General features: G+C 45.7%; 23 protein-coding genes and 1 tRNA gene. 17 read left to right on the top strand and 7 right to left on the bottom strand.

The window, feature by feature from the left end:
- Positions 1-110: 110 nt before the first annotated feature.
- The 5 genes from remB to dnaA form a co-directional block, all read right to left on the bottom strand.
- Complete coding sequence (remB, locus tag BBG47_RS21365; protein ID WP_021257560.1) at positions 111-356, bottom strand: extracellular matrix regulator RemB; 246 nt, start codon at positions 354-356, stop codon at positions 111-113.
- Between the two features lie 27 nt (positions 357-383).
- A complete protein-coding gene (recF, locus tag BBG47_RS21360; RefSeq protein WP_065293405.1) occupies positions 384-1,496 on the bottom strand; it encodes a DNA replication/repair protein RecF in 1,113 nt (370 codons plus the stop codon).
- A gap of 4 nt (positions 1,497-1,500) precedes the next feature.
- Positions 1,501-1,725, bottom strand: a complete 225-nt coding sequence (gene yaaA, locus BBG47_RS21355; RefSeq protein WP_021257558.1) for a S4 domain-containing protein YaaA — start codon at positions 1,723-1,725, stop codon at positions 1,501-1,503.
- A 39-nt stretch (positions 1,726-1,764) separates the two neighbouring features.
- Positions 1,765-2,907, bottom strand: coding sequence for a DNA polymerase III subunit beta (dnaN, locus tag BBG47_RS21350; RefSeq protein WP_065293404.1), 1,143 nt, complete (start codon positions 2,905-2,907; stop codon positions 1,765-1,767).
- Positions 2,908-3,152: 245 nt separating this feature from the next.
- Positions 3,153-4,508, bottom strand: a complete 1,356-nt coding sequence (gene dnaA, locus BBG47_RS21345; RefSeq protein WP_021257556.1) for a chromosomal replication initiator protein DnaA — start codon at positions 4,506-4,508, stop codon at positions 3,153-3,155.
- 881 nt (positions 4,509-5,389) lie between these two features.
- On the opposite strand from dnaA, the gene rpmH reads away from it, so the two are divergent.
- From rpmH to rsmG, 7 genes are all read left to right on the top strand, one after another.
- Positions 5,390-5,524 carry a 50S ribosomal protein L34 gene (rpmH, locus tag BBG47_RS21340; RefSeq protein WP_009223341.1) on the top strand — a complete coding sequence of 45 codons (135 nt, stop codon included), beginning with the start codon at positions 5,390-5,392 and terminating at the stop codon, positions 5,522-5,524.
- 205 nt (positions 5,525-5,729) lie between these two features.
- Positions 5,730-6,068, top strand: a complete 339-nt coding sequence (gene rnpA, locus BBG47_RS21335) for a ribonuclease P protein component (RefSeq protein WP_021257555.1) — start codon at positions 5,730-5,732, stop codon at positions 6,066-6,068.
- A 106-nt stretch (positions 6,069-6,174) separates the two neighbouring features.
- On the top strand, positions 6,175-6,954 hold the full coding sequence (locus BBG47_RS21330; protein ID WP_021257554.1) for a YidC/Oxa1 family membrane protein insertase: 780 nt from the start codon (positions 6,175-6,177) through the stop codon (positions 6,952-6,954).
- Positions 6,951-7,715, top strand: coding sequence for an RNA-binding cell elongation regulator Jag/EloR (jag, locus tag BBG47_RS21325; RefSeq protein WP_065293403.1), 765 nt, complete (start codon positions 6,951-6,953; stop codon positions 7,713-7,715). Before BBG47_RS21330 ends, jag begins: the two co-directional genes overlap by 4 nt.
- A gap of 195 nt (positions 7,716-7,910) precedes the next feature.
- Entirely contained in the window at positions 7,911-9,287 is a 1,377-nt protein-coding gene (mnmE, locus tag BBG47_RS21320) for a tRNA uridine-5-carboxymethylaminomethyl(34) synthesis GTPase MnmE (protein WP_065293402.1), read from the top strand.
- A gap of 80 nt (positions 9,288-9,367) precedes the next feature.
- A complete protein-coding gene (gene mnmG / locus BBG47_RS21315; RefSeq protein WP_065293401.1) occupies positions 9,368-11,266 on the top strand; it encodes a tRNA uridine-5-carboxymethylaminomethyl(34) synthesis enzyme MnmG in 1,899 nt (632 codons plus the stop codon).
- A 69-nt stretch (positions 11,267-11,335) separates the two neighbouring features.
- A complete protein-coding gene (rsmG, locus tag BBG47_RS21310) occupies positions 11,336-12,061 on the top strand; it encodes a 16S rRNA (guanine(527)-N(7))-methyltransferase RsmG (RefSeq protein WP_021257550.1) in 726 nt (241 codons plus the stop codon).
- 93 nt (positions 12,062-12,154) lie between these two features.
- On the opposite strand, the gene BBG47_RS21305 is transcribed toward rsmG, so the two are convergent.
- The gene (locus BBG47_RS21305) at positions 12,155-12,607 is read right to left on the bottom strand and encodes a VOC family protein (protein WP_065293400.1); all 453 of its coding nucleotides are present in this window, start codon (positions 12,605-12,607) and stop codon (positions 12,155-12,157) included.
- Positions 12,608-12,730: 123 nt separating this feature from the next.
- Between BBG47_RS21305 and BBG47_RS21300 the strand changes: the two genes are divergently transcribed.
- The 7 genes from BBG47_RS21300 to BBG47_RS21275 all read left to right on the top strand — a co-directional run bounded on the left by BBG47_RS21300 (position 12,731) and on the right by BBG47_RS21275 (position 20,605).
- The gene (locus tag BBG47_RS21300) at positions 12,731-13,675 is read left to right on the top strand and encodes a helix-turn-helix transcriptional regulator (protein WP_065293399.1); all 945 of its coding nucleotides are present in this window, start codon (positions 12,731-12,733) and stop codon (positions 13,673-13,675) included.
- Between the two features lie 154 nt (positions 13,676-13,829).
- Positions 13,830-16,175: a S8 family serine peptidase gene (locus tag BBG47_RS21295; protein ID WP_065293398.1), complete on the top strand. Its 2,346-nt coding sequence runs from the start codon at positions 13,830-13,832 to the stop codon at positions 16,173-16,175.
- Between the two features lie 544 nt (positions 16,176-16,719).
- Entirely contained in the window at positions 16,720-17,535 is an 816-nt protein-coding gene (gene noc / locus BBG47_RS21290; RefSeq protein ID WP_021257546.1) for a nucleoid occlusion protein, read from the top strand.
- Between the two features lie 398 nt (positions 17,536-17,933).
- Positions 17,934-18,695, top strand: coding sequence for a ParA family protein (locus BBG47_RS21285; RefSeq protein ID WP_005545445.1), 762 nt, complete (start codon positions 17,934-17,936; stop codon positions 18,693-18,695).
- A complete protein-coding gene (locus BBG47_RS21280; protein WP_021258405.1) occupies positions 18,688-19,542 on the top strand; it encodes a ParB/RepB/Spo0J family partition protein in 855 nt (284 codons plus the stop codon). The genes BBG47_RS21285 and BBG47_RS21280 overlap by 8 nt, the downstream gene beginning before the upstream one ends.
- Before the next feature lie 23 nt (positions 19,543-19,565).
- On the top strand, positions 19,566-19,703 hold the full coding sequence (locus tag BBG47_RS30070) for a hypothetical protein (RefSeq protein ID WP_175400602.1): 138 nt from the start codon (positions 19,566-19,568) through the stop codon (positions 19,701-19,703).
- Between the two features lie 401 nt (positions 19,704-20,104).
- Positions 20,105-20,605: a DUF4446 family protein gene (locus BBG47_RS21275; RefSeq protein ID WP_021258404.1), complete on the top strand. Its 501-nt coding sequence runs from the start codon at positions 20,105-20,107 to the stop codon at positions 20,603-20,605.
- A gap of 9 nt (positions 20,606-20,614) precedes the next feature.
- Here the strand turns inward: BBG47_RS21275 and yyaC are convergent, their stop codons facing one another.
- Entirely contained in the window at positions 20,615-21,199 is a 585-nt protein-coding gene (gene yyaC, locus BBG47_RS21270) for a spore protease YyaC (protein WP_065293397.1), read from the bottom strand.
- Positions 21,200-21,345: 146 nt separating this feature from the next.
- Between yyaC and BBG47_RS21265 the strand changes: the two genes are divergently transcribed.
- From BBG47_RS21265 to BBG47_RS21255, 3 genes are all read left to right on the top strand, one after another.
- Positions 21,346-22,281 carry a mechanosensitive ion channel family protein gene (locus tag BBG47_RS21265; RefSeq protein WP_065293396.1) on the top strand — a complete coding sequence of 312 codons (936 nt, stop codon included), beginning with the start codon at positions 21,346-21,348 and terminating at the stop codon, positions 22,279-22,281.
- Positions 22,281-22,487: a DUF951 domain-containing protein gene (locus BBG47_RS21260; RefSeq protein ID WP_005545435.1), complete on the top strand. Its 207-nt coding sequence runs from the start codon at positions 22,281-22,283 to the stop codon at positions 22,485-22,487. Before BBG47_RS21265 ends, BBG47_RS21260 begins: the two co-directional genes overlap by 1 nt.
- 62 nt (positions 22,488-22,549) lie before the next feature.
- A tRNA-Ser gene (locus BBG47_RS21255) sits at positions 22,550-22,640 on the top strand.
- The last annotated feature ends 169 nt before the right edge of the window (positions 22,641-22,809 follow it).

The following is a 22,809-nucleotide window of genomic DNA, read 5'->3' as shown; positions in this document are numbered from 1 at the left end:
TCATTATGCCAATCGCATGTAATTGCAAGAGCATCATCCCAAGAAATCCCAACTGCTAAGCAGTGGAATATAGAGATGACGCTGTCAACAAGGCTGTATGCAATGTTCGCCTACTCGTTAAAATGATGCGCACGCTTCTTCAATGTTGTAGATGATATCGGAGAGTAAAAAACTTTTCCCTTCGTCACGACGATGGACTTTGCTTCTTCCTCGCCTATCGCCTCAACATTTTTCACTTTGTGCGCATTCGCCACGAACTGCTTAGACAGCTTAGATGATTTCTCTATCGATACATCAAAAATGGCGACCAGTTCCGAGGAACGAATGACTCTTTCTCCGCCCAAGTGAATATACATAGCGCTCACTCCCCTTAGAACAACCTCTTACCGCATGACTTGCCCATTTTCCACGTGGAACATATTTGCATCATGCAACTTGCTCGTATTAATGCCTTCAATGCCTGTCGTCGTAATGAACGTTTGTACCTTGCTCTGAAACGTCTCAATCAGCTGCGTCTGGCGCATCGAATCAAGCTCAGACAGAACATCGTCGAGCAGTAGGATAGGATATTCTCCTATTTCCTCGTGCATCAGTTCGATCTCAGCCAGCTTCAGCGACAGCGCTGTCGTCCGCTGCTGACCTTGCGATCCATAGGTTTGCACTTCTTTGCCGTTAATGTAGAAGGCAAGATCGTCCCGGTGCGGTCCGACAAGTGTCATGCCGCGCCGCACCTCCTGGTCTTTCATTTGTGTTAACTTTAACATAAATTGCTCGAATAAGACAGCTTCATCTTCGTCTGGCATCGCAAACGATGGACTATATTCAACGGTAAGAGCTTCCTTGCCATTCGTGATACCGGCATGAATTTGCTCCGCCCATGATTGGAGTTTCTTTAAATATTGTTTCCTTTTCTTTACAACTTTAACACCATTCGTAACAAGCTGCTCATTGAATATATCGAGCATCGTATTCGCTTGTCCGCTTGGACTGCTCCACATTTGCTTGAGTAGATTGTTGCGCTGCAAGAGCACCTTCTGATACTGCTGCAGATGGTATAGATAGCTTGGCTGAACTTGGCCAATCTCCATATCCAGAAATCTCCGGCGAATGCCTGGCGATCCCTTTACGATTTCCAAATCCTCTGGGGCGAACATGACAACATTAAGCGCACCAATGAAGCCGCTCAGCTTACGCTGCTCTAAACCATTCAGCCTTGCCTTTTTCCCCTGCCGAGAAATGTTTAGCTCCAGCTGAACTGTTCCGTACTTCCGTTCTACAGATGCTCGAAGCTGTGCATGCTCTGCTTCCCATCCGATGAGTTCTTTATCTCGTGGTGTCCGATGTGATTTCGTCAGGGCAAGCACAAATATGGATTCGAGCAAATTGGTCTTCCCCTGCGCATTATTGCCGACAAAAATATTAACTCGATTGTCTGTATTCAATTCGAGCGCGCCATAATTGCGATAATTTTGCAGAGCGATCGATTTGACGAACACTCGATTAAGCCTCCTGAGATGAAACGATGAGGAACTCACCGCATCCATCTACTGAGACAACGTTGCCCGGATACAGCTTCCGGCCGCGCCGCGCTTCATCTTCACCGTTTACTTTCACCATGTTCTCTGCCAGCATAATTTTGGCGTGACCGCCTGTTGAAGCGCAATTAGCCAACTTCAGAAACTGCCCTAGCGTAATGAATTCCGTTCGAATTTGGATGTCATTCATGTCGTATCCTCCTTGTGATGCAGATGCACCAACCCTATCTTAATTTGTGGTGCGGTATGGCAAAATGAGATGCAAGCTGCTGACGTGTTCAGTCGGCTTAATGATGATTGGGCTCATTGCCCCTGTAAATCCAATGAAGATGTTTTCACATTCGACAACCTTCAACACATCCAGCATATATTTCGAGTTGAAAGCAATCCGAAGCGGATCCCCTTTGAATTCCTTCACATCCAATTGCTCTGTAACACGGCCTAGCTCAGATGAGCTGGAAGAAATTTCTATCGTACCATCTTCCTTCGTCTGCAGACGGACAATGTTCGTTTTATCTTCACGGGACAGCAAATAAGCACGGTCAATTGCATCGATGAGCTTTTTTGTGTCCAAAATAAGTTCTGTTTTGTAGTTTTGCGGAATAATTTTAGAAGTATCTGGATACGTCCCATCCAAAATACGCGAATAGAATAGAACTCGATCGATTTTGAACAACACTTGGTTGTCGGCAACGACAATATCCACCATTGTGTTCTGATCAGGGATGATTTTGCTCAATTCATTCAGCGTCTTACCGGAAATGACAACATTCGTAAAACGAATCTCTGGGTCTGCTTGGATATCAGCCGTACGGCTTGCCAAGCGGTGGCGGTCTGTGGATACGAATTTCAAATTACCTTCGCTCAGATTCCACAATACACCCGTCAAAATTGGCGTTGTTTCGTTGGAAGAAATAGCGAATGCGGTTTGCTTAATCATAGTTCTCAGCAAATCGCCATTGACTGTAATCACTTGGTTTTCTTCGATGCTAGGCAGAACAGGATACTCTTCTGGATCAAGTCCGACCATCTGGATATCTGTTGTACCGGAACGAAGGAATGTCTGGAAATGCTCCTTCACTTCGATCTCTACATCTTGGGAAGGCAATTTCTTAATGATTTCTACGAAAAACTTAGCCGGCAAAACAACGCTACCCGGACGTTCTACTTGAACAATCGTCTGGCGATCATCCTCAACTGGAATAAAGGTTTGAATAGAGATATCCGTATCACTAGCAGTAAGGGTAACCCCTTGGAACGTAACGTCAACCTTAATCCCGCTTAAAATGGGGATCGTCGTTCTGCTGGAAATCGCTTTAGATACGTTCTGTATCGCTTCATTTAGTTCATTTTTCAATATCGAAAGTTTCATACGTTCACTCCCTAACGCCAATTTGCGCTCATTCTACTGTTGCTATCTGTTACGAATCTTGTTATATCCGGTTGCTCTGAGTCGAGATATGCCGAATATGCGCTCTTCTTATGATGATCTATATAATCTTTTTTAATAATAGTAGTAATAGTAGGGGCACTGAATATGTGGATAACCCTCTTGAACAGGCATAAAGTAAAGCCTATCCACATGTGTATAGATTGTGTATAGGCTTGTTATGTTGTTCACAGCGTTGGATTTTTAATTTTGTCGATCAGGTTCTGTACAACCTTATAAAGTTCCTGATCTTGCTGCAGATTTTGGGTGATTTTCTCGTGGGCATGAATGACGGTTGTATGATCTCGTCCGCCAAAGGCTTCACCAATTTTCGGCAAGGAATAATCAGTGAGCTCCCGCGATAAATACATGGCAATTTGACGGGGAAAAGCGACGGCTTTCGTTCTCTTGCGTGCCTTGAAATCCTCCATCTTAAGTCCATAGAACTCCCCGACCTTATGCTGAATGTCCTGGATCGTAATCATCTTCGGACGGCTGGACGGGATGAGATCCTTGAGTGCCTCTGCAGCCAAGTGAGTCGTGATATCCTGATTTGTCATCGTGGAAAATGCGACAACGCGCGTAAGCGCACCTTCCAACTCACGAATGTTCGTATTGATTTGGTTGGCGATGTACACCATGGCTTCATTCGGTATATCCAAGTTCTCGGCCTTAGCCTTCTTGCGCAGAATCGCAATTCGTGTCTCGAGATCCGGCGGCTGAATATCCGTAATAAGACCCCATTCGAAGCGAGAACGCAGCCGTTCCTCTAATGTTTCGATCTCCTTAGGAGGGCGATCGCTGGAGAGGACGATGTGCTTGTTCTCGTTATGCAGTGCATTGAATGTATGGAAGAACTCCTCCTGGGTTTGTTCCTTCCCTGCCAAGAACTGAATGTCGTCAATAAGCAAAATGTCAATATTGCGGTATTTGTTGCGGAAGCTTTCTCCGCGGTTATCCCGAATGGCATTAATGAATTCATTCATAAATTTCTCCGACGTCGTATAGACGACGCGGCTTGCGGGATTATGCTCCAAAATATAATGACCGATCGCATGCATGAGATGCGTTTTGCCGAGACCTACTCCCCCGTATAAAAAGAGCGGGTTATAGGCTTTGGCCGGCGCTTCAGCGACGGCGAGCGATGCAGCATGCGCGAAGCGATTGTTCGAGCCAATGACGAATGTATCGAACGTGTATTTTGGGTTAAGCATATTGGAAGCCGGTTCATCATAGACGGCGACTCGAGCCGGTGAAGCCTGTGGCTGCACGACTTCTGCTTCCGCTTGAGCTGCTTCCTCAATAATGAACTTGACGTCCACTTGCTTGCCCGTTTCTTCCATCACTGTTGAGCTGACAAGCTTCGTATACCGGCTCTCAAGCCATTCCACCGAAAATGTATTCGGCGCAGTAATGAGCAGCTGTGAGTCTGTAAACTTTACAGCCTTCGTGGCCTTGAACCAGGTATCAAAGCTAGGTTTGCTTAGCTTCGTCTGGATGACGGACAATATTTCCTGCCAATGTTCATTTGCTTGGCGCTCCACAGATTGTTTCACTCCTTCAAGCCTGCTGCGTCTTCATATGACGCGCTTACCGGCAATTACGCCTGAAAAAAGGACAATTGCCCCGACAAGACGCAAAAAGGCTCCGCAAGGCGCAGAAAGCCCTCTTAATGAGGAAGAAGGTTCACAAAGACGTGAAATCATCATGAACTAACCTGTCCTCGAAAAGAGCGTATTGTCGGGGTCTATGCTTACATGTCGATATGCTTGTGCTCCAGTCAAGAAAATTTCTCGCGTTTTCCACGAAACATCAGACATGTTGCTGTCGAAGTATACCGTTTCTTACAACTATTTATCCACAATATGCAGATCATGTCGAACAAGTTCTAAACATGTGAGTATAAATTGTTCACAACCTTATCCACAGACTGTTGATAAGTAAATATCCACAATCGCTATTCACAACCGAAAAGCAATATAATCATAGCAGATGAGGCCTTATATTTCAATGATCGGGCTTATTTTATCCACAAATTCAATAACTTGTGCATAAATGTTATCTACACCACTAGATATTGTTCATAACTTGTTTCTTTTCGACATGTCCAGACAAAGGCCCGCTATTTTTTGTACACAGGCAAGGGGACGGAATTGTCGATATTTTTTAGTTTTGCACATGTGTATAACAAAATGTGTCGAGCATGATCGAAGTTCGAAGTGTGGATAATCATTTCTATACATAATAAGAATGTATTTTTCATTATGATGTGAATTCGGAATCGAAAAGAGATGATAGGAGAAACGGTGAGGATTGACTTTTCCCGCGTATTCTGGTTAAATGTAAAAAGGAATTTTGCGCAGACAGATAAACGTAGCAATGAATGGTTCATCATGACATATCTCGTTCGAGGAGGTGCAATACGTTGAAACCGACATTTAAACCTAACGTGAGCAAACGTAAGAAAGTTCACGGTTTCCGTAAAAGAATGAGCACGAAAAACGGCCGTAAGGTGTTGGCTGCTCGTCGCCTAAAAGGCAGAAAAGTATTGAGCGCATAAGATCGCGTGAATACAAGACCACCTCGGTGGTCTTTTTTTCTTTTTACGCGAAAATCATACGTTTTTCGTCATAAAGGCGTCACATAAAATGTAGTAGAAGAAATGTTTATTCCGTTACGCAGGTGCCCATACTTTGATCATACCAATCAAGCATTTTAGAGTAGGGACGAGCGGAGTTCATCCGGAGAGATAGGAGAAAGATCCGATGCAAAAAGAGTATCGGCTGCAGGATCGCGCAGATTTTACTCGTGTTTATCGCAATGGTCGTTCCTTTGCCAATCATCAGCTTGTACTGTATGTTTATGCCCAGCCGAAGGTTGAACGGTTCCGCGTTGGGATATCGGCGAGCAAAAAGATTGGCAATGCGGTTGTGCGCAATCGAATGCGCCGCATGATCAAGGAAATTGTCAGACTTCAGGCAGATCGCATTATGGATCATGTCGATTTGGTGTTCATTGTGCGTAAAGGCGCGACGGAAATGGACTATGACAAGCTTGCCAAGAGCGTCCATCATGTCATGCGAAAAGCTTCTATATATAAATGAATGTAATTTGTCAGCAAGATCGCACGATATACCTGTTGAATCGTTTCCTTTAACAGGGGAAATGTGATATATTTACTGTTGGAATCGGAAGGTTAAGAGAGGGGTTATGCTATTGTCGCTGAACAAGTTGTTCTCGAACCGCAAATGGCTCTTGGTAGCGGTTTCTGTGCTGTTGATCGTTGTATTGTCGGGATGTACGTCCACGACCACTACGCTAAAGACGGAGGATTTGCTGCAGGGTAACTTCTGGGAGCGTAACGTGGTCTATTATTTTTCACTAGCACTTGATACATTCGCAGGCTGGTTCAGTGGGGAGTATGGATTCGCCATCTTGCTGCTAACCGTTATTGTTCGTCTGTGTATCTTGCCGCTTACAGTTAAGCAAATGCGCAGCTCGAAGGAAATGCAGAAGCTGCAACCTCAGCTCGCTGAAATAAAGAAGAAACATAAGGATAATCCGCAAAAGCAGCAGGAAGAAACGATGAAGCTGTTCCAACAGCACAACGTAAATCCGCTGGCGGGATGCTTGCCAATCTTCATTCAAATGCCAGTTTTTATCGCTTTGTATAATTCGATCTACATGAACTCTGCCATTCGTGAGCATACATTCTTGTGGCTCAAACTGGGTGAGGCGGATCCGTTTTATGTATTGCCGGTCGTTGCTGCATTGACGACATTCGTGCAGTCGAAGATGATGGCAAGTCAAAACCCAATGCAAGGCCCTATGCAATTCATGATGCTAATCTTCCCAGTGTTGATCTTCGTCATGTCGATCAACTTCCCAGCGGCACTTCCGTTGTACTGGGTATACAGCAACGTCTTTACTATTGTTCAGAACTATTTCCTTTATCGCGATAAGGATAAGGAGGTTCGTCCGGCGAAATGAATACGCTCGTTGTATCGGGAAAGACGATCGAAGATGCAATAAAGAACGGTTTGGAACGAATGAACGTAACCGAGGATCGCGTATCTGTTCGCGTGCTGGAAAAGCCATCACGCGGGCTGTTTGGACTTATCGGCGTTCGTCCAGCGAAGGTCGAGTTGACTCTTCTGCCGGACAAGGATGTCCCGCTCTCTGAACCTACAACACAATCATCGTCATCGAAGCCAGTTCAGACAGCATCTGCTGTGGCCGGCATGCAGGCAGCAGCAGTATCGAAGGATAGAGATCAGGAGATGGAAGCTGACTCTACAGACGATATTGATCCGATTGAAGAAGCGAAGCAATTCATTATGGATGTTGCCCGCTCGATGGGGCTTGATGTGGAAGTTGGAGTACATAAGAGGAAGGACACGGTAACGCTTGATATTAGCGGCTCGGACTTGGGTCTTATTATTGGGCGCCGCGGTCAAACGCTTGATTCGCTTCAATACTTGGCGAACCTGGTAGCCAATCGTTATTCCAAGCATCATCTCCGTATTATTCTTGATGCAGAGCAGTTCCGCGAACGGCGTAAGAAAACGCTCGAATCGTTGTCTGAGCGGCTCGCGAACAAAGTGATTCGTTCCCGGCAAGAGGTTGTACTGGAGCCGATGACGGCGCAGGATCGCAAGATTATTCATGCGAAGCTGCAGGATCATCCGAAGGTAAAAACTTGCAGTAAAGGCGAGGAGCCTAACCGACGCGTAGTCATTATGATTAAATAGGCATGGCTGCACTTATGAATAACCTCTATTCAGAACGCATAGACAGATAGAAAATGCAATGATTGCGCCTGGTTCAGGGTGCTCTCATTGCATTTTTTCGTTATTTGACTCATTGAACGGGATTTCATGATTAGGCGTTTGACGTAAAATGAGATAATATAAATGTACCCTATATGTGCGGAGGTCATTATTAGGATGAATTACGAACCAATCGCAGCGGTATCTACACCGCTTGGCGAAGGCGGTATAGCGATTATCCGAGTAAGCGGAGAAGGATCTTTCGCTGAAGTGGATCGCATATTCCGTTCAAAAACGAAGCTAACAGAGGCGGACAGCCATACGATACATTATGGACATATTGTTGATCCACAGTCAGGGGAGCGAGTAGAAGAGGTGCTCGTAAGCGTGATGCGAGGCCCTCGTTCATTCACAACGGAGGATGTTGTCGAAATCAATACGCATGGCGGAATTATTTCGGTGCGGAAGGTGATGGATATTCTGCTTCAGCAAGGAATCCGTCTGGCGGAGCCGGGAGAGTTCACAAAGCGTGCATTTCTCAATGGCAGAATTGATTTGTCACAAGCGGAGGCAGTTATTGATCTCATTCGCTCGAAGTCGGATCGTGCCTTCAGCATCGCTATGAAGCAGGCACAAGGTCAACTGTCTACCCGAATTAAGTCGCTCCGTCATACACTCATTGAGACACTTGCTCATATCGAAGTGAATATCGACTATCCAGAGCATGATGTTGAAGAGCTGACGAGCAACTTTATTCAAGATAAATGCGGGCAAGTCATGGAAGAAGTGACGCGGCTATTGAAGACCGCATCTGAGGGGAAAATATTGAGGGAGGGTATTGTCACTGCGATTATTGGGCGACCAAATGTCGGCAAATCATCGCTGCTCAATACGCTTGCCCAAGATAATAAAGCGATTGTCACCGATATTCCGGGAACAACTCGCGATGTGGTCGAGCAATTCGTAACCATTAACGGGATTCCGCTGCGTCTCTTGGATACGGCTGGTATTCGGGAGACGACAGATGTGGTGGAGCGAATTGGGGTAGAGCGTTCACGCAGTGCACTCCAAGAAGCAGACCTCATTCTTTTCGTCGTGAACAACAATGATGAGCTTCATCCAGATGAACGGGAATGGATGGAGCAAATTACGGGTAGACAAGTGATTGTCATTGTGAATAAAATGGATCTGCCTACGGTGTTGGATGATACTCCGTTGAAGGAAGCATTTGGTGAGAGCCAAATCGTGCGTATGTCCGCGAAAGAGCAGGAAGGCGTGGACGCGCTGGAGAAGGTGATCTCCGAGTTGTTCTTCAGCGGTGGAATTGAAGCGGGGGATATGACGTATGTCAGCAACGTACGGCATATTGCGCTGCTCAAGAAGACGCTGCGGGCACTAGAAGACGCTGTGGAGGCATCACAGCAGGGAATACCAATTGATATGATTCAAATCGACGTGCGCACCGCTTGGGAGCTGCTCGGCGAAATCATTGGAGACTCTGTAGGCGATTCGCTGATTGACCAGATCTTCTCCCAGTTCTGTCTTGGAAAATAGAGAGTTGTGATCACGGTGAAAGGTCTTGATGCCGTGAGTGCTGTTTATTTATATAGAAAGTTGTTAAAGGAGGGAGCCCCATGCCATTTGAGGCGGGACAATATGATGTAATAGTTATCGGAGCGGGCCATGCGGGCTGTGAAGCGGCACTTGCTTCTGCACGGATGGGCTGCAATACGTTGCTGTTGACGATTAACTTAGATATGGTTGCTTTCATGCCGTGCAACCCTTCGATTGGCGGCCCAGCTAAGGGCCATGTTGTACGCGAAATCGATGCATTAGGCGGAGAAATGGGCCGCAATATCGATAAAACCTTCATCCAAATGCGGATGCTCAATACCGGGAAAGGGCCAGCTGTCCACGCGCTGCGTGCTCAGGCCGACAAGGTATTGTATCAGGCAAAAATGAAGGAAACAGTAGAAACAACGCCGAACTTAACGCTGCGTCAAGGCATGGTCGAGGAATTGATCGTGGAAGACGGTAAATGTGTAGGTACCATCACTAAATCAGGTGCTATTTTCCGCTCGAAAACGGTTGTCTTAACGACAGGTACGTACTTGCGGGGCAAAATCATTATCGGTGAGTTGATGTATGAGAGCGGCCCGAACAACCAACAACCGTCTTTGAAGCTGTCCGAATGCTTGCGCAATCTCGGATTTGATCTCGTTCGCTTCAAGACAGGTACTCCTCCGCGGGTGAATGGAGGGACAATCGACTTTTCCAAAACAGAAATCCAGCCTGGAGACGATCATCCGAAGTTCTTCTCTTATGAAACGAAGTCTTCCGATAATGAGCAGCTTCCTTGCTGGCTAACGTATACGTCGGAGAATACGCATCGCATTATCAATGATAACTTGCATCGTGCACCGATGTTCTCTGGTGTCATTGAAGGTACAGGTCCTCGTTATTGCCCGTCCATTGAAGATAAGATCGTTCGCTTTGCGGATAAACCGAAGCATCAAATCTTCCTGGAGCCGGAAGGCAAGGATACAGCTGAGTATTATGTACAAGGACTGTCCACGAGTATGCCTGAAGATGTTCAGTTGCAAATCCTGCGCTCTGTCCCGGGACTCGAGAACGCGGAAATGATGCGAACTGGATATGCGATTGAGTATGATGCAGTCGTGCCGACACAGCTGTGGCCAACGCTGGAGACAAAACAGGTAGATGGCTTATTCACAGCTGGACAAATTAACGGAACATCGGGTTATGAAGAAGCTGCTGCGCAGGGGGTTATGGCCGGCATCAATGCTGCACGCAAGGTGCAGGGCAAGCCTGCTGTCATCCTGAATCGCTCGCAAGCTTACATTGGCGTGTTGATTGATGATCTCGTAACGAAGGGGACGAATGAGCCGTATCGTCTGCTTACGTCCCGAGCGGAATATAGACTGCTGCTTCGCCATGACAATGCGGATATGCGCTTGACGGATATCGGGCATGAGATTGGTCTTATTACCGATGAGCGGTACGCTTCATTCCAGCACAAACTTGACTTGGTCGGTCAAGAGCTGGAGCGCTTGAAGGCAACAAAGGTGAAACCGGATGAAGCCGTGCAGGCAATGCTTGCAGAAGCGGGTTCTGCTCCACTGACGAACGGTTGTGACGCCGTTACCTTGCTGCGACGTCCAGAAATATCTTATGCACATGTGGATAAGTTATTCCCGTCGCCGCTTGAGTTGGATGAAGAAATGAAGGAACAGGTTGAGATTCAGATTAAGTATGCAGGATATATTGAGAAGCAGCTGCTACAAGTAGAGCGTCTGGCGAAGATGGAGAAGAAGCTGATCCCGCAGGATATCGATTATAATGCGGTTCATGGCATTGCGTCGGAAGCGAAGCAGAAGCTAGCGAAGATTCGCCCGTTGTCTATCGGGCAAGCATCGCGTATTTCTGGTGTAACTCCTGCAGATATTTCAATCCTGCTTGTATATTTGGAGCATTACAACCGCGTAACAGCCGAGAAGCACGCTCAGTCGTAATTCGGGTGAGCGGGCTGTGCCAAGTATGCAGGTTGGGGACACTAACTGCAGAAGAGGAGATTGCCAGTGATGGATGCATTGCAAGAACAGTTCCAAGGCTGGCTATCCGGACATGGATGGCCGCCGATTACAGATACACAGTGGAATCAATTAGAGACTTATTATCGGGTGTTGGTGGATTGGAATGAGCGGATGAACTTGACCGGCATCACCGAGCGTGAGCTCGTATACGAGAAGCACTTCTACGATTCACTGACACTAGGCTTCCATGTCAATATGAAGGAAGTCAAGCGTATGGCTGATATCGGTTCAGGGGCAGGCTTCCCAGGGATTCCACTGGCGATTATGTTCCCGCATTTTCAGTTGACGATTGTTGATTCCCTTAATAAGCGAATTGTATTTCTGAATCATCTGGTGCAGGAGCTTGGATTGACGGGGGTTAGCTGTATTCATGGGCGTGCTGAGGAGGTTGCTCGCAAGCCGGAGCACCGCGATCAGTATGATCTTGTGACAGCACGTGCTGTTGCCAGATTGAACGTGCTGAATGAGTTCTGCCTGCCGTTCGTGCGTCCAGGCGGCACATTCGCAGCGATGAAGGGGACAGATCCACAGGAAGAGATTGTGGAGGCGAAGCGAAGCCTACAAGTGCTGCAGGCCACATTTACAGCTGACCATGCATTGAAGCTTCCGGTGGAGCAGTCCGAGCGTCACATTATAGTGATGTCGAAGAAGGGGCCAACACCGAAGGCGTACCCACGTAAGCCCGGCACGCCGCTGAAGACACCAATTGTGTAGAGGAATAGATGGTAAGTTAGAATAGGGAAAAGAGGCCGAAAACGTTCGGCCTCTTTTTTTGTGTCAGTCGATGCGGATGCAACTAATATTCGGCTATGATTGCAATCTGGAATCAAACATCAATTGGATGTGAATACCGAACGGATCTTCGATTATACCGTAGGCTTTGCTGAATATATTGCTCGATAACGGGACAATAATGCGTACCCGTTTATCCGTAATCAAGCTGGCATAATATCGTTCCACTTCCTCTAAATCAGCGCTCTGAATGCACAGTGACGTGTTATTGCCAACAGTATAGGCTTCCCCAGGGTTCATTGTATCTTCTGCAATCATTATTTTCGTTCTGCCAATCGATAAGACAGAGTGAGTAATCTGATTCTTGTTGTCCTCCGTAAGCGTTATGGAGCTGTCACGCTTCGCCATGTCTTGATAGGTCACAACCAGCAATTCCTTCGCGTTCAAATGTTGTTTGTAAAAATGAATGGCTTCCCGTGCATGTCCGTTCATGGACAGGAAAATAGCGACTTCCAGTGTTGCGCTCATCGTATCAGTCTCCTTGTGGATCATCATGGTTGGCAGATACCTTTTAGCATTTGATATTTGGCCTTGGTTTTATCATAATTGTTAAAGGTATCAAATCATGACACCTTTAATAAGGAGATACGCATGAATAAATTAGAACGATTACAAGACATGCTCAGATACTTAAATAGTCGAGAGTTCTTTAATTTACAAGACCTCATGGATAAGTACCAGATTTCAAAAAGTACAGCTTTGCGTGATATTCGCTCATTAGAACAATTAGGCATGCCTATCTATTCGGAATATGGACGTTATGGGCGATATGGTATTTTGCAGAATCGATTGCTATCGCCGATTATCTTTACGCTTGATGAAGTTTACGCTCTGTATTTCGCCATGCTGACGCTGCAATCTTATCAATCTACTCCATTTCATATGCATGTCAATCAGCTGCAAGAGAAGTTTGAAAAGTGCCTTTCGCAAGAACAAATCAAGAAGATTCGTAGCATGAAAAAGGTTCTGCAATTGGAAAGCAATCAGCATCATCATGTAAGTCTTTATTTGGAACAAATCTTGAAGAGCATTCTTCATGAAAACATCTGCACCATTCAATATACACGGAATAAGGGCAGCAAGAGATATCGGGTTCAATTTTTCAAAATTTCTGCTAAGTTCGGTCAATGGTACGCAACAGGGATAGAGGTAAATACAAATCAACAACGAGTGTTCCGATGCGATAAAGTTACCTCCATGCAGGTGGAAGCAGAAGAATCCCCATTTTCACTTGATGAACTAGTTAGCCGCTCTTTAGAACTATACCAGTCGGTGCACCATATTCGATTTGAGGTAGAAATTGAAGAACAGGCCAAGGACATCTTCTACAAAGAATCTTATCCTTCTATGAAACTAGATATCGGTGAACAAACCGTCATTACAGGATTCTACAATCCAGGAGAAGAATCATTTATCGCCGAATATTTCATGAGGTATGGCAGTCATGTGGTAGCAGTAAAGCCTGAATCATTACGAACAATGATTCAATCGAAGGTAGAGCAGCTCTTACAGCATTATCGAACCTCAATTACTTGAGTAGGAGAAGGTTATGAATCTATCAGCGGAGAAAGCAGGACTGAACTGAGAAAAATTGGGACAGCTAGATTACAGTGGCGTAAATCTTTCCCTCTCTATCCTATGTTACGATTTAAGAGACATCATGAATGGCTTAGAGAGAAGGAAATATAGAATGAACATAGATTGCTGGTACAAACCGATATGGAAGGCCTCATTTGCTTTGATTGTTGCTGCTGGGGTATTGGCTGCTCCTCTTGGAGTGGGGACGGCTTCTGCTCAAGCGCTGCTACTGCCTGTAGGTGAGCCAAAACTCGATCCATCTCATACAGCAGCGAAGACAGATGATCCATACACAGGAAAAGGGATTAAAGTCGCCGTCATCGATTCTGGTGCAGATATGGAGCATCCCTTATTGAAGGATCGAATCGTGAAGGCACATGACTTTGTGGAAGGCGATGAGTATCCACAAGATGAGAAAGGACATGGTACGCATGTTGCTGGTATCGTGGCACAGCAAGCGCCTGGCGCCTCGCTGCTCATTTACCGTGCGGTCGCCCCTGAAGGTCATGAATTCACGTCTACGATTGTAGAGGCAATGCAGCGTGCAATTGAAGATGGAGCGAGAGTCATTAATTTGTCTCTGCATTCAGATATCGATGCTCCAGATGAACCACTGTCCCGGGCAATTGCGGATGCAGCAAGCAAAGGGGTGGTTGTGGTCAACTCCAGCGGCAACGCAGGGGAGAAGCTATGGAGTATTACAGCGCCAGGACTGGTGGAGGATGTCATCACCGTTGGGGCAGCTACCTTACCTACTTATGAACCAACGCTCTCGAAGAACGATCGCAGCATACGCCTAATTTCAGATAGAAATACACCTGCTTTTCCGAAGCATGGTTCCGCTGATGTTGTCTTCGTTAGTGGGGACAGTCCTAGAGTAATTACACAGAAGCAGCACCAAGGGAAATGGATCGTAGTGAGGACTCCCAGTTCCTCGGTAACATCTTATTATGAAGCGGCATGCCGAGCGAAGGCTAGCGGTATTCTGTTCTATCAAGATGGGAAGGTAGAGTGGGAACCGGGGATTAATATTCATAATGAGCAAGATCATCGACTTATTCCCGCGGCTACGATTTCTCCACAAGGAGCGACGATGTTGAAGCAAGGCAAGTCGGCAGTCTGGCAGTGGGGAGAAGAGCAGAGAAGCCGAATGTCAGCGATGAGTTCTCGCGGTCCCGCTGTAGGCACTTGGCTTATGAAGCCGGATCTTGTAGCTCCGGGGATTGATGTACGCAGCTCGATGCCGCGTGATCTATATGAGCAGGGTTATGGGAATATGAGCGGATCGAGCATGGCCGTCCCTTATGTGTCGGCCGCAGCCGCGATCATTCTAGAGGCACATCCGGAGTGGACGCCTGCAATGGTGAAGTCGGCGCTGATGACTTCAGCGGATAAGCTTACGGATAACAATGGATCGGAATATCCGTATCACGCACAGGGATCAGGACTCGTAAATATAGATAAAGCACTGGATGCACATACCTTCCTACAGCCCACGGCGTTAACGTATGGAGTAGTTGGATCAGAGTCTTGCGGTACAAAGAAGGAGCAGACGTTCCAAGTGACGAATCGCACCGCGCAGGAAATAACCTATCAGGTTACATTGTCATCCGAAGCAAGGAAATGGGACATCTCCTATCCTGCTTCCATTACGTTGCAGCCTGGCGAGACAGTCCGTGTTCCTGTTGTATGGGATCTAACCACTCTTAAGGAGACGGGAATCCTTACTGGGAGCCTCCAGCTTACGAACGGAACAGAATTGCTACGAATCCCTTTCCAATTGATACATGGTTCCGGTCATTATCCGCTGCTGACGGGATGGTTTGCAGACGATCAACTGCTCACGCCGAACGGGGACAAACATAAGTCAATCCGATTCCATTATTATTTGCCAGGCGACGCCGATCGGATGATTATTACAGCGAGTCGTATTGACATAGGGAAGAAGGCTGAAGTTGAATATTTATTATTCAATAAGCCGAATCCTACCAATGGATTGCATGCGTACGAATGGAATGGTACAGATGTGACGGGTCGTAAACTGCCAGATGGGTTGTATAACTTGAAGAGTAAAGCGTTCGCGGATGGACGTTCGGAGATGAAGGACGATCAAATTATCTATATCGATCGTGAAGCCCCTAGGGCAACCTTTATGAAGGCAAAGGCGGAACGTGGAGTTGTGCAAGGGACGGTTCAAGACATGATGCTAACCCTTGATTATGCGGTACGGCCTATGTTTCGTATTGCCTCGGGAAATAAGCAGCCGGCCCTGATTGATGTGAAGTGGAGTACTTCGAACACAGGAGATTGGAAGAGTGTGAGATTCAATGAAGACAAGAGGATGTTCTACGTGTCTCTTGTAGGGTCAGGGCTTAAAAAGGGCAAGCACAATATATTTGTCCGGATGGAAGATGCCGCTGGCAACGTACAAATTCAAAAAACACAAGTAAACATATAGCAGCTTGGAGCGGGGGGCATCCTCCGCTTTATTCTATTTACATGGAATAATTTTCATATTTATAGAGGTGGTAAGAGTTCATAGAATGTTAAGGAGGCAACCTAATCTTTTGCAATTATTTATGATAGGATAAAGAAGCTAACCTGATAGAATGTGGCGAAATGTTTCACGTGAAACATGTTCATGATAGATAAGGTGTTATCAAGAAAGTGATTAGAATAGAAGTGTAACGACGGCAAAAGATATCATTCGAAGTTTTTCTTTATCGTGTACAAGAAAAGGCAGGAAAAAGGCACAAGCTTGGAGAATACATAAAGGCAGAGCGTATAATTTTGTCGAAGGAAAGAAATGGTTCAAGTCAGATGTCCTACTCTATCATTGTCGCGAAGGACGTAAAGGGAATGGAAAATTGCGAGGAGTAGCGGGAATCGCAGCCCAATTGCCTCCTTGAGCGACGTAGGGCAGAAGATCAAGAATGGAGCAGAGCACTGCCGCTTCTTCATGTGCCTGGCATTATTTTGAAGTTAGGTGGTATTATACGGAAATGAAAGAACAACTGTCTCGGTTATTCGGTTTTGCGGAGCGTCAATCGCTGGATGAAGTGAAACAGCTTCCGGTGAATGAGATTGTCAGCAGTCCCTATCAGCCTCGAACTATATTCGATGATGAGCGTATTGATGAACTGTGTCAGACGATCAAAACGCACGGCGTTATTCAGCCGATCGTTGTCCGCCAGCGAAACGGGCAATTTGAAATCATTGCCGGAGAGCGCCGTTGGCGTGCTGTCAAGAAGTTGGGCTTGGATACGATCCCGGGCATCGTAAGAGAAATTAATGACGCTCAGGCGGCATCCATTGCCTTAATCGAGAATTTGCAGCGTGAAGGGCTTACAGCGATCGAAGAAGCATATGCTTATCAGAAGCTCATTGATTTGCACAATTTGACGCAAGAAAGTTTGGCGCAACGGCTTGGCAAGAGCCAGTCTACAATAGCCAATAAAATTCGCTTGCTGAATCTACCGGATGTAGTGAAGCAGGCCTTAATGGAACGCAAGATTACAGAGCGACATGCAAGAGCATTGCTTGGTCTCGATTCAGAGAATTTGCAGCTCAAACTGCTTGAGGAGATTATCGCAAAAGAATTGAATGTTAAGCAGACAGAGGCACGAGTCGCGTTTTATAAAGAGGTTCACAAGGCGAAGAAATCGAAGCGTATCTCATATACAAAGGATGTACGTCTTGCGCTGAATACGATTCGACAGTCAATCGATCTTGTGACTGGATCAGGCTTAAAAATTAAAACGGATGAACATGATCATGATGATCATTATGAGATTGTCATCAAAATACCGAAAAGGTAGATTAGTATAAACGTGTGTTGTTTAAAGAGGTCGATAGATATTTCTTACAAGGGTGCAGTAGCCTTATTCAATTAGAAGAGGGATTTATGGCTATAGCTAGGGGATTGATGAAAGTAAAAATCCTACTGGCAGAGGGGACGTAAAGCTAGCTGCTCCGCATATACATTTGCACTTACATCCTGACCTTTTTAGTAACCTATATATCAGATTCACCTAATTATCGGTTGATACCAGCCTAATCGTTGTATGTTTCCTATCGTACGGCGATATTGTTGTCATGCGTAGTGCTCAAATATGTGCAGCGGCAGGCAAGAGGCCGCTCTTTTCTGTTTTTGTGGTCGTTAGCGGTTATCGTTACAGCTAGAAACGCAAAAGAAACAACATTGAGGTGAAGAGGAATGGCTAAGGTTATTGCCATTACCAACCAGAAGGGCGGCGTCGGCAAGACAACGACGACGGTAAATTTGGGTGCAGGTTTGGCGTTATTAGGGAAGCGGGTGCTGCTTGTCGATATTGATCCACAAGGCAACACCACGAGTGGTATCGGGATTAACAAAGCAGATGTAACGAATTGCATTTATGACGTGATTATTAATGATGTTCATCCGAAGGACGCAACGATTCCGACTATGGTCGAAGGTCTGCACATTATTCCGGCAACGATACAATTGGCGGGTGCTGAGATTGAATTGGTTCCGACGATATCACGTGAAGTACGATTGAAGAAATCGCTTCAGCTTGTAGCACATTTGTACGATTACATATTAATTGATTGCCCACCTTCACTTGGGATATTGACGATCAATTCCTTAACAGCATCCCATTCGGTCATTATACCGATTCAATGTGAGTACTATGCGTTAGAGGGACTCAGCCAATTGTTGAATACGGTCAGACTTGTTCAGAAGCATTTGAATACCTCTCTGCAAATTGAGGGTGTTCTTCTTACGATGCTTGATGCACGTACGAACTTGGGTATACAAGTCATTGATGAAGTTAAGAAGTATTTTCAACAGAAGGTGTATACAACGATTATTCCCCGTAACATACGCCTTAGTGAGGCACCGTCACATGGTCAGTCGATCATGACCTACGATCCAAAATCTAAGGGTGCGGAAGTATATTTGGAACTTGCGAAGGAAGTGATTTCGTATGAGTAAGCGATTAGGACGTGGATTAGACGCGCTCATTCCGTCACTATCCGTCAATGATGACGATAAGGTAGTAGAGGTATCTCTACAACAGCTGCGTCCCAATCCATATCAGCCGCGAAAACATTTTGATGAGCAGTCTATTCAGGAGCTTGCAGAATCAATTAAGCAGCATGGTGTCATTCAGCCCATTATTGTGCGGAGTGTTTTAAAGGGATATGAGATTATTGCTGGAGAACGCCGCTACCGAGCCTCTCAGCAGCTTGGTTTGCAGCATATTCCAGCAGTTGTTCGCAACTTCTCCGATCAACAAGTCATGGAAATTGCCCTGATTGAAAATTTACAACGTGAAAATTTAAACGCCATTGAATTGGCCGTTGCTTATCAAGCTTTAATGGATCAGTTCACGTTAACGCAAGAAGAACTATCTGTTAAAGTAGGTAAGTCGCGCTCACATATCGCTAACTTTCTGCGTCTGTTGCAGCTCCCAGAAGAAGTAAAGGAATGTGTTTCACGTGGAACACTATCAATGGGACATGCGCGTGCCATTGTAGGGGTAAAGGACGAGGCAAAGGTGAAACAGTTGGCTAAAGCTTCCATCGAACAAGGGTGGAGCGTTCGTCAGTTGGAGGAAGCAATCCAGCAGATGAACAAAAAAGGGAAGTCAATTGATAAAACGAAGCTTGTCCGCAAAGATCCTTACTTAGATGAATTGGAAGAAAGTTTGCGGGAACGATTCCGTACGACAGTTAAAATTAAACAGAGCAAAGATAAAGGGAAAATTGAGATATCGTACTTTAACAAGCAGGATCTGGAGCGATTATTAGAATTGCTTCAATCGTTGTCGGCTCAATAAAGCCTTAGTTGGGATTCTTGTACATGAACTGGCATTCTTGGTTGTTATCCGAAGCAAGAGGGGATTACACTAAGCATGCCAGTTTTGTGTTGGGACAGAACAAACAGCCAGAAGGACAAGGCAACGATAAACAGCTTGTTATTTACAAAATATTGAAGTAAAAGGTTACAACTTTGTTGTCTCTTCATTCGGTTAGATCGTGTTATAACTAAATGTAGAGATCCGTTAAAAGGGCATATTTCCGAATATCATCAATGACCATAAACTGGTTCAGCTTCATCTCAGCCTTTGGAAGTCGATATAGGGTAGAAAAACGCAGATTTTTCAAGTTGAATGGTGGGGAAAAAGTATTGTATGAGTCCGATGAAAAAATTTATACTAAGGATGGACGAAATACATACAGAAAATATGACTCATCATTCGGCCAGCTCGCATCATAGCTGCCCATTATAGATAATAAATATTGATAGACAGCAAGCGAACTAATGGGGAAACGCAAGGATGAGGAAGTCCGTGCATTTGAGGTACGGGACACGTTATAGGCAGGAGAGAACAAAGACTTATGATGAATGAATTGCAGAATGATTGGTTGCCGCTCATTGCCGCTGGCATCGGCATATTGTTATTGTTGTTACTTATTATTGTTCTTCTCCAAGGGTCACAGCTCCGTAAGCTTCGCCGCAAATATGAGGCGATTATGGGGGAAAGTGGTATTGAAAATTTGGATGTTGTATTGTCCAGCATGCATGAGGATATTGCACATCTGCAAGGGAAGACGGAACAGCATCATGCTGACATGGAGCAAACGAAAAAAGCTCTGAAAAAGATGAAATCCCACGTCGGCATACAGCGTTACAATGCATTTGCAGAGCGCGGGAGTGATTTAAGCTTCTCGATTGCATGGTTAAACGAGGAGCAGGATGGGGTTGTCATTACAGGCATCCACGGACGGGATCACTCTTATGTATATGCGAAGCCCATAGAGAATGGACAGTCTTCCTATTCCTTGTCCCCGGAAGAGAAGCAAGCAATGGAGCTTGCAGAGGCAAAGAAGGGCTCCTAATTCGTGTACTTATCGATGGGCTAAGGAAGTGAGTGACTGTTCGATTGTATCCGCGATCACCTCGGCCATACCCATGACCAAATGAAGCCTAGTATTTTGCAATACGAAATATTCCATGAAGCCTCCGACGTTGACAATGCCTGTAATGTGCATATCTCCGATCGGGGGCAATTGTTTATTTACCCCAGCCCCAGGACGGACCGGCCCTTCAACGACTTGAACCGAACCCACACTGCTGCTCTGGCCAAGACAAGCGTCAACTGCAATAATGAAGGTATGAGGATCGCTCGCTTGCAGTGAATCTATCGTCTCTTGCAAATTCATGGCATGAACAGGCTGCTGTAGTGTCCCGAGAACTTGAAAGTGACGGGAAGTGGACTTCGACAGCCGTGTCCCGACGAGAGGGCCGAGACAGTCGCCCGTTGAACGATCGGTTCCAATGCAGATAACCGTTGTCGACTGGTGAGTAGCTCGCATTTGCAAATGGTGTTGGCAGGAATGAATTAGGGAAGATAGTGCGTTAGGTGCATCATAAACCACTTTACATGGATGGCATTCATGGGTTGACGGGCGTTTGAACAAAGAAAATGTCATCACAAGCAGCCTCCGTTTTCTACTAAAGGTACTATCTAGTATATGGAAGCAAGAAAACTTTTATACTTCGACGAGAATAAGTTCCTATTTTATAATAAAGTGTCCTAACATTGATAACGCTAGATAGTAATAGAGGGGGAATGAAGATGTTATGGGCCGCAGCGGCAGATAAGCCAGAAGAAGTAACCGACAATATTGAACAGACGCTGTCGGTATTCGAGAAATGGCAGCAAGGGATATGGAATTGGGTAACCGATATGGCAACTTGGGAAATGCTCTTAGTAAAAACCATTAAAATTGTCCTGATTATATTAGTAACCAGAATCGTGATTCGCATTGTTCATCGAATGATTAATCATACGATTGCCAAGCAGGAGAAATCCCGCCTGAACGGACAACCGAGGCGGCTTGTTACGGTAGGCAAGCTGCTTAAAAATATGACCTCGCTTGCAATGAATTTTATTATGATCCTTGTAGTTTTATCGGAGTTCAATGTGAATTTGGCACCGCTGTTAGCGGGGGCAGGGGTCGTCGGCTTGGCCATTGGTTTTGGTGCTCAAAGCTTGGTGAAGGATGTTATGACCGGATTTTTCATAATATTGGAGGATCATTTCGCGGTAGGCGATGTCATTAAGGTTGGATCCTTCCAAGGTACGGTAGAGATGATTGGTTTGCGGTCGACTCGGATCCATAGCTGGACTGGAGAGGTTCACGTCATTCCAAACGGTAGCATTACCGAGGTAACCAACTATTCACTAAACAACTCGATTGCTGTTGTGGATGTATCAATTGCTTATGAGGAGAATGTAGAGAAGGCTATTCAAGTCATGAATAAAGCGCTTGAAGTATTGCCAGAGCACAATGAGAATGTAGTCAAGACGCCGCAAGTTTTGGGCGTTCAAACGCTTGGGCCTTCAGAAGTGACGATTCGGGTTATTGCCGAATGCCGTCCATTTACCCAAGCAGGTGTTGTTCGTATGATTAATGCAGATATGAAGCGGGCTCTAGAGCGAGAGGGAATTGAGATTCCATACCCGCGCCTCGTTACGTATCAACGAGCAGAACAAGGAGGGAATATGTAATGGAACGTAAAGTCTTCGCACTGGGTGATATCGTTCAAATGAAAAAGCCTCATCCTTGTGGTACAAATGAGATGGAGATCATTCGAATGGGCATGGATATCCGCATTAAGTGCGTTGGATGCAAGCATAGTGTGCTCGTCCCGCGCGCGAAGTTCGAGAAGAGCATGAAGAAGGTGCTTCGTTCTGCTCAACCTGATTCCGAGTAAGATAATTTTGTAAAAAATATGTTGCAATATAGTGTGGACTATGGTAAGATAACTCTTGCTATGGAAAGGTACCCAAGAGGTCCAAGGGGGCTGACTCGAAATCAGCTAGGCGTCGCAAGGCGTGCGTGGGTTCGAATCCCACCCTTTCCGCCACTTATTGGATATGATAACTCCGGAGCTTAGGCTTCGGAGTTTTTTGCATATTATAGGCAAGTTTTTGCTGCCTCTGGAGCTGTTGATGACGATGTATGTGTTGTTGTAACAAATGCTGAAATAAATAAGAGAAGGGACTTCGCATGCGCGAAATCCCTTCCTGGTTGAC

Origin of the sequence: Paenibacillus sp. KS1 (assembly GCF_001680695.1) — a bacterium.
GTDB classification, from domain to species: domain Bacteria; phylum Bacillota; class Bacilli; order Paenibacillales; family Paenibacillaceae; genus Paenibacillus_B; species Paenibacillus_B suaedae.
The sequence above is the reverse complement of the archived record's forward strand: the minus strand, read 5'-3'. Positions and strand labels throughout refer to the sequence as shown.

Coding starts and splice junctions, on each gene's coding strand:
- remB (WP_021257560.1), bottom strand. CDS start 356: ATGTATATTCACTTGGGCGGAGAAAGAGTCATTCGTTCCTCGGAACTG.
- yaaA (WP_021257558.1), bottom strand. CDS start 1,725: ATGAATGACATCCAAATTCGAACGGAATTCATTACGCTAGGGCAGTTT.
- dnaN (WP_065293404.1), bottom strand. CDS start 2,907: ATGAAACTTTCGATATTGAAAAATGAACTAAATGAAGCGATACAGAAC.
- rnpA (WP_021257555.1), top strand. CDS start 5,730: ATGCAAAAAGAGTATCGGCTGCAGGATCGCGCAGATTTTACTCGTGTT.
- BBG47_RS21330 (WP_021257554.1), top strand. CDS start 6,175: ATGCTATTGTCGCTGAACAAGTTGTTCTCGAACCGCAAATGGCTCTTG.
- jag (WP_065293403.1), top strand. CDS start 6,951: ATGAATACGCTCGTTGTATCGGGAAAGACGATCGAAGATGCAATAAAG.
- mnmE (WP_065293402.1), top strand. CDS start 7,911: ATGAATTACGAACCAATCGCAGCGGTATCTACACCGCTTGGCGAAGGC.
- mnmG (WP_065293401.1), top strand. CDS start 9,368: ATGCCATTTGAGGCGGGACAATATGATGTAATAGTTATCGGAGCGGGC.
- rsmG (WP_021257550.1), top strand. CDS start 11,336: ATGGATGCATTGCAAGAACAGTTCCAAGGCTGGCTATCCGGACATGGA.
- BBG47_RS21305 (WP_065293400.1), bottom strand. CDS start 12,607: ATGAGCGCAACACTGGAAGTCGCTATTTTCCTGTCCATGAACGGACAT.
- BBG47_RS21300 (WP_065293399.1), top strand. CDS start 12,731: ATGAATAAATTAGAACGATTACAAGACATGCTCAGATACTTAAATAGT.
- BBG47_RS21295 (WP_065293398.1), top strand. CDS start 13,830: ATGAACATAGATTGCTGGTACAAACCGATATGGAAGGCCTCATTTGCT.
- noc (WP_021257546.1), top strand. CDS start 16,720: ATGAAAGAACAACTGTCTCGGTTATTCGGTTTTGCGGAGCGTCAATCG.
- BBG47_RS21285 (WP_005545445.1), top strand. CDS start 17,934: ATGGCTAAGGTTATTGCCATTACCAACCAGAAGGGCGGCGTCGGCAAG.
- BBG47_RS21280 (WP_021258405.1), top strand. CDS start 18,688: ATGAGTAAGCGATTAGGACGTGGATTAGACGCGCTCATTCCGTCACTA.
- BBG47_RS30070 (WP_175400602.1), top strand. CDS start 19,566: ATGAACTGGCATTCTTGGTTGTTATCCGAAGCAAGAGGGGATTACACT.
- BBG47_RS21275 (WP_021258404.1), top strand. CDS start 20,105: ATGATGAATGAATTGCAGAATGATTGGTTGCCGCTCATTGCCGCTGGC.
- yyaC (WP_065293397.1), bottom strand. CDS start 21,199: ATGACATTTTCTTTGTTCAAACGCCCGTCAACCCATGAATGCCATCCA.
- BBG47_RS21265 (WP_065293396.1), top strand. CDS start 21,346: ATGTTATGGGCCGCAGCGGCAGATAAGCCAGAAGAAGTAACCGACAAT.
- BBG47_RS21260 (WP_005545435.1), top strand. CDS start 22,281: ATGGAACGTAAAGTCTTCGCACTGGGTGATATCGTTCAAATGAAAAAG.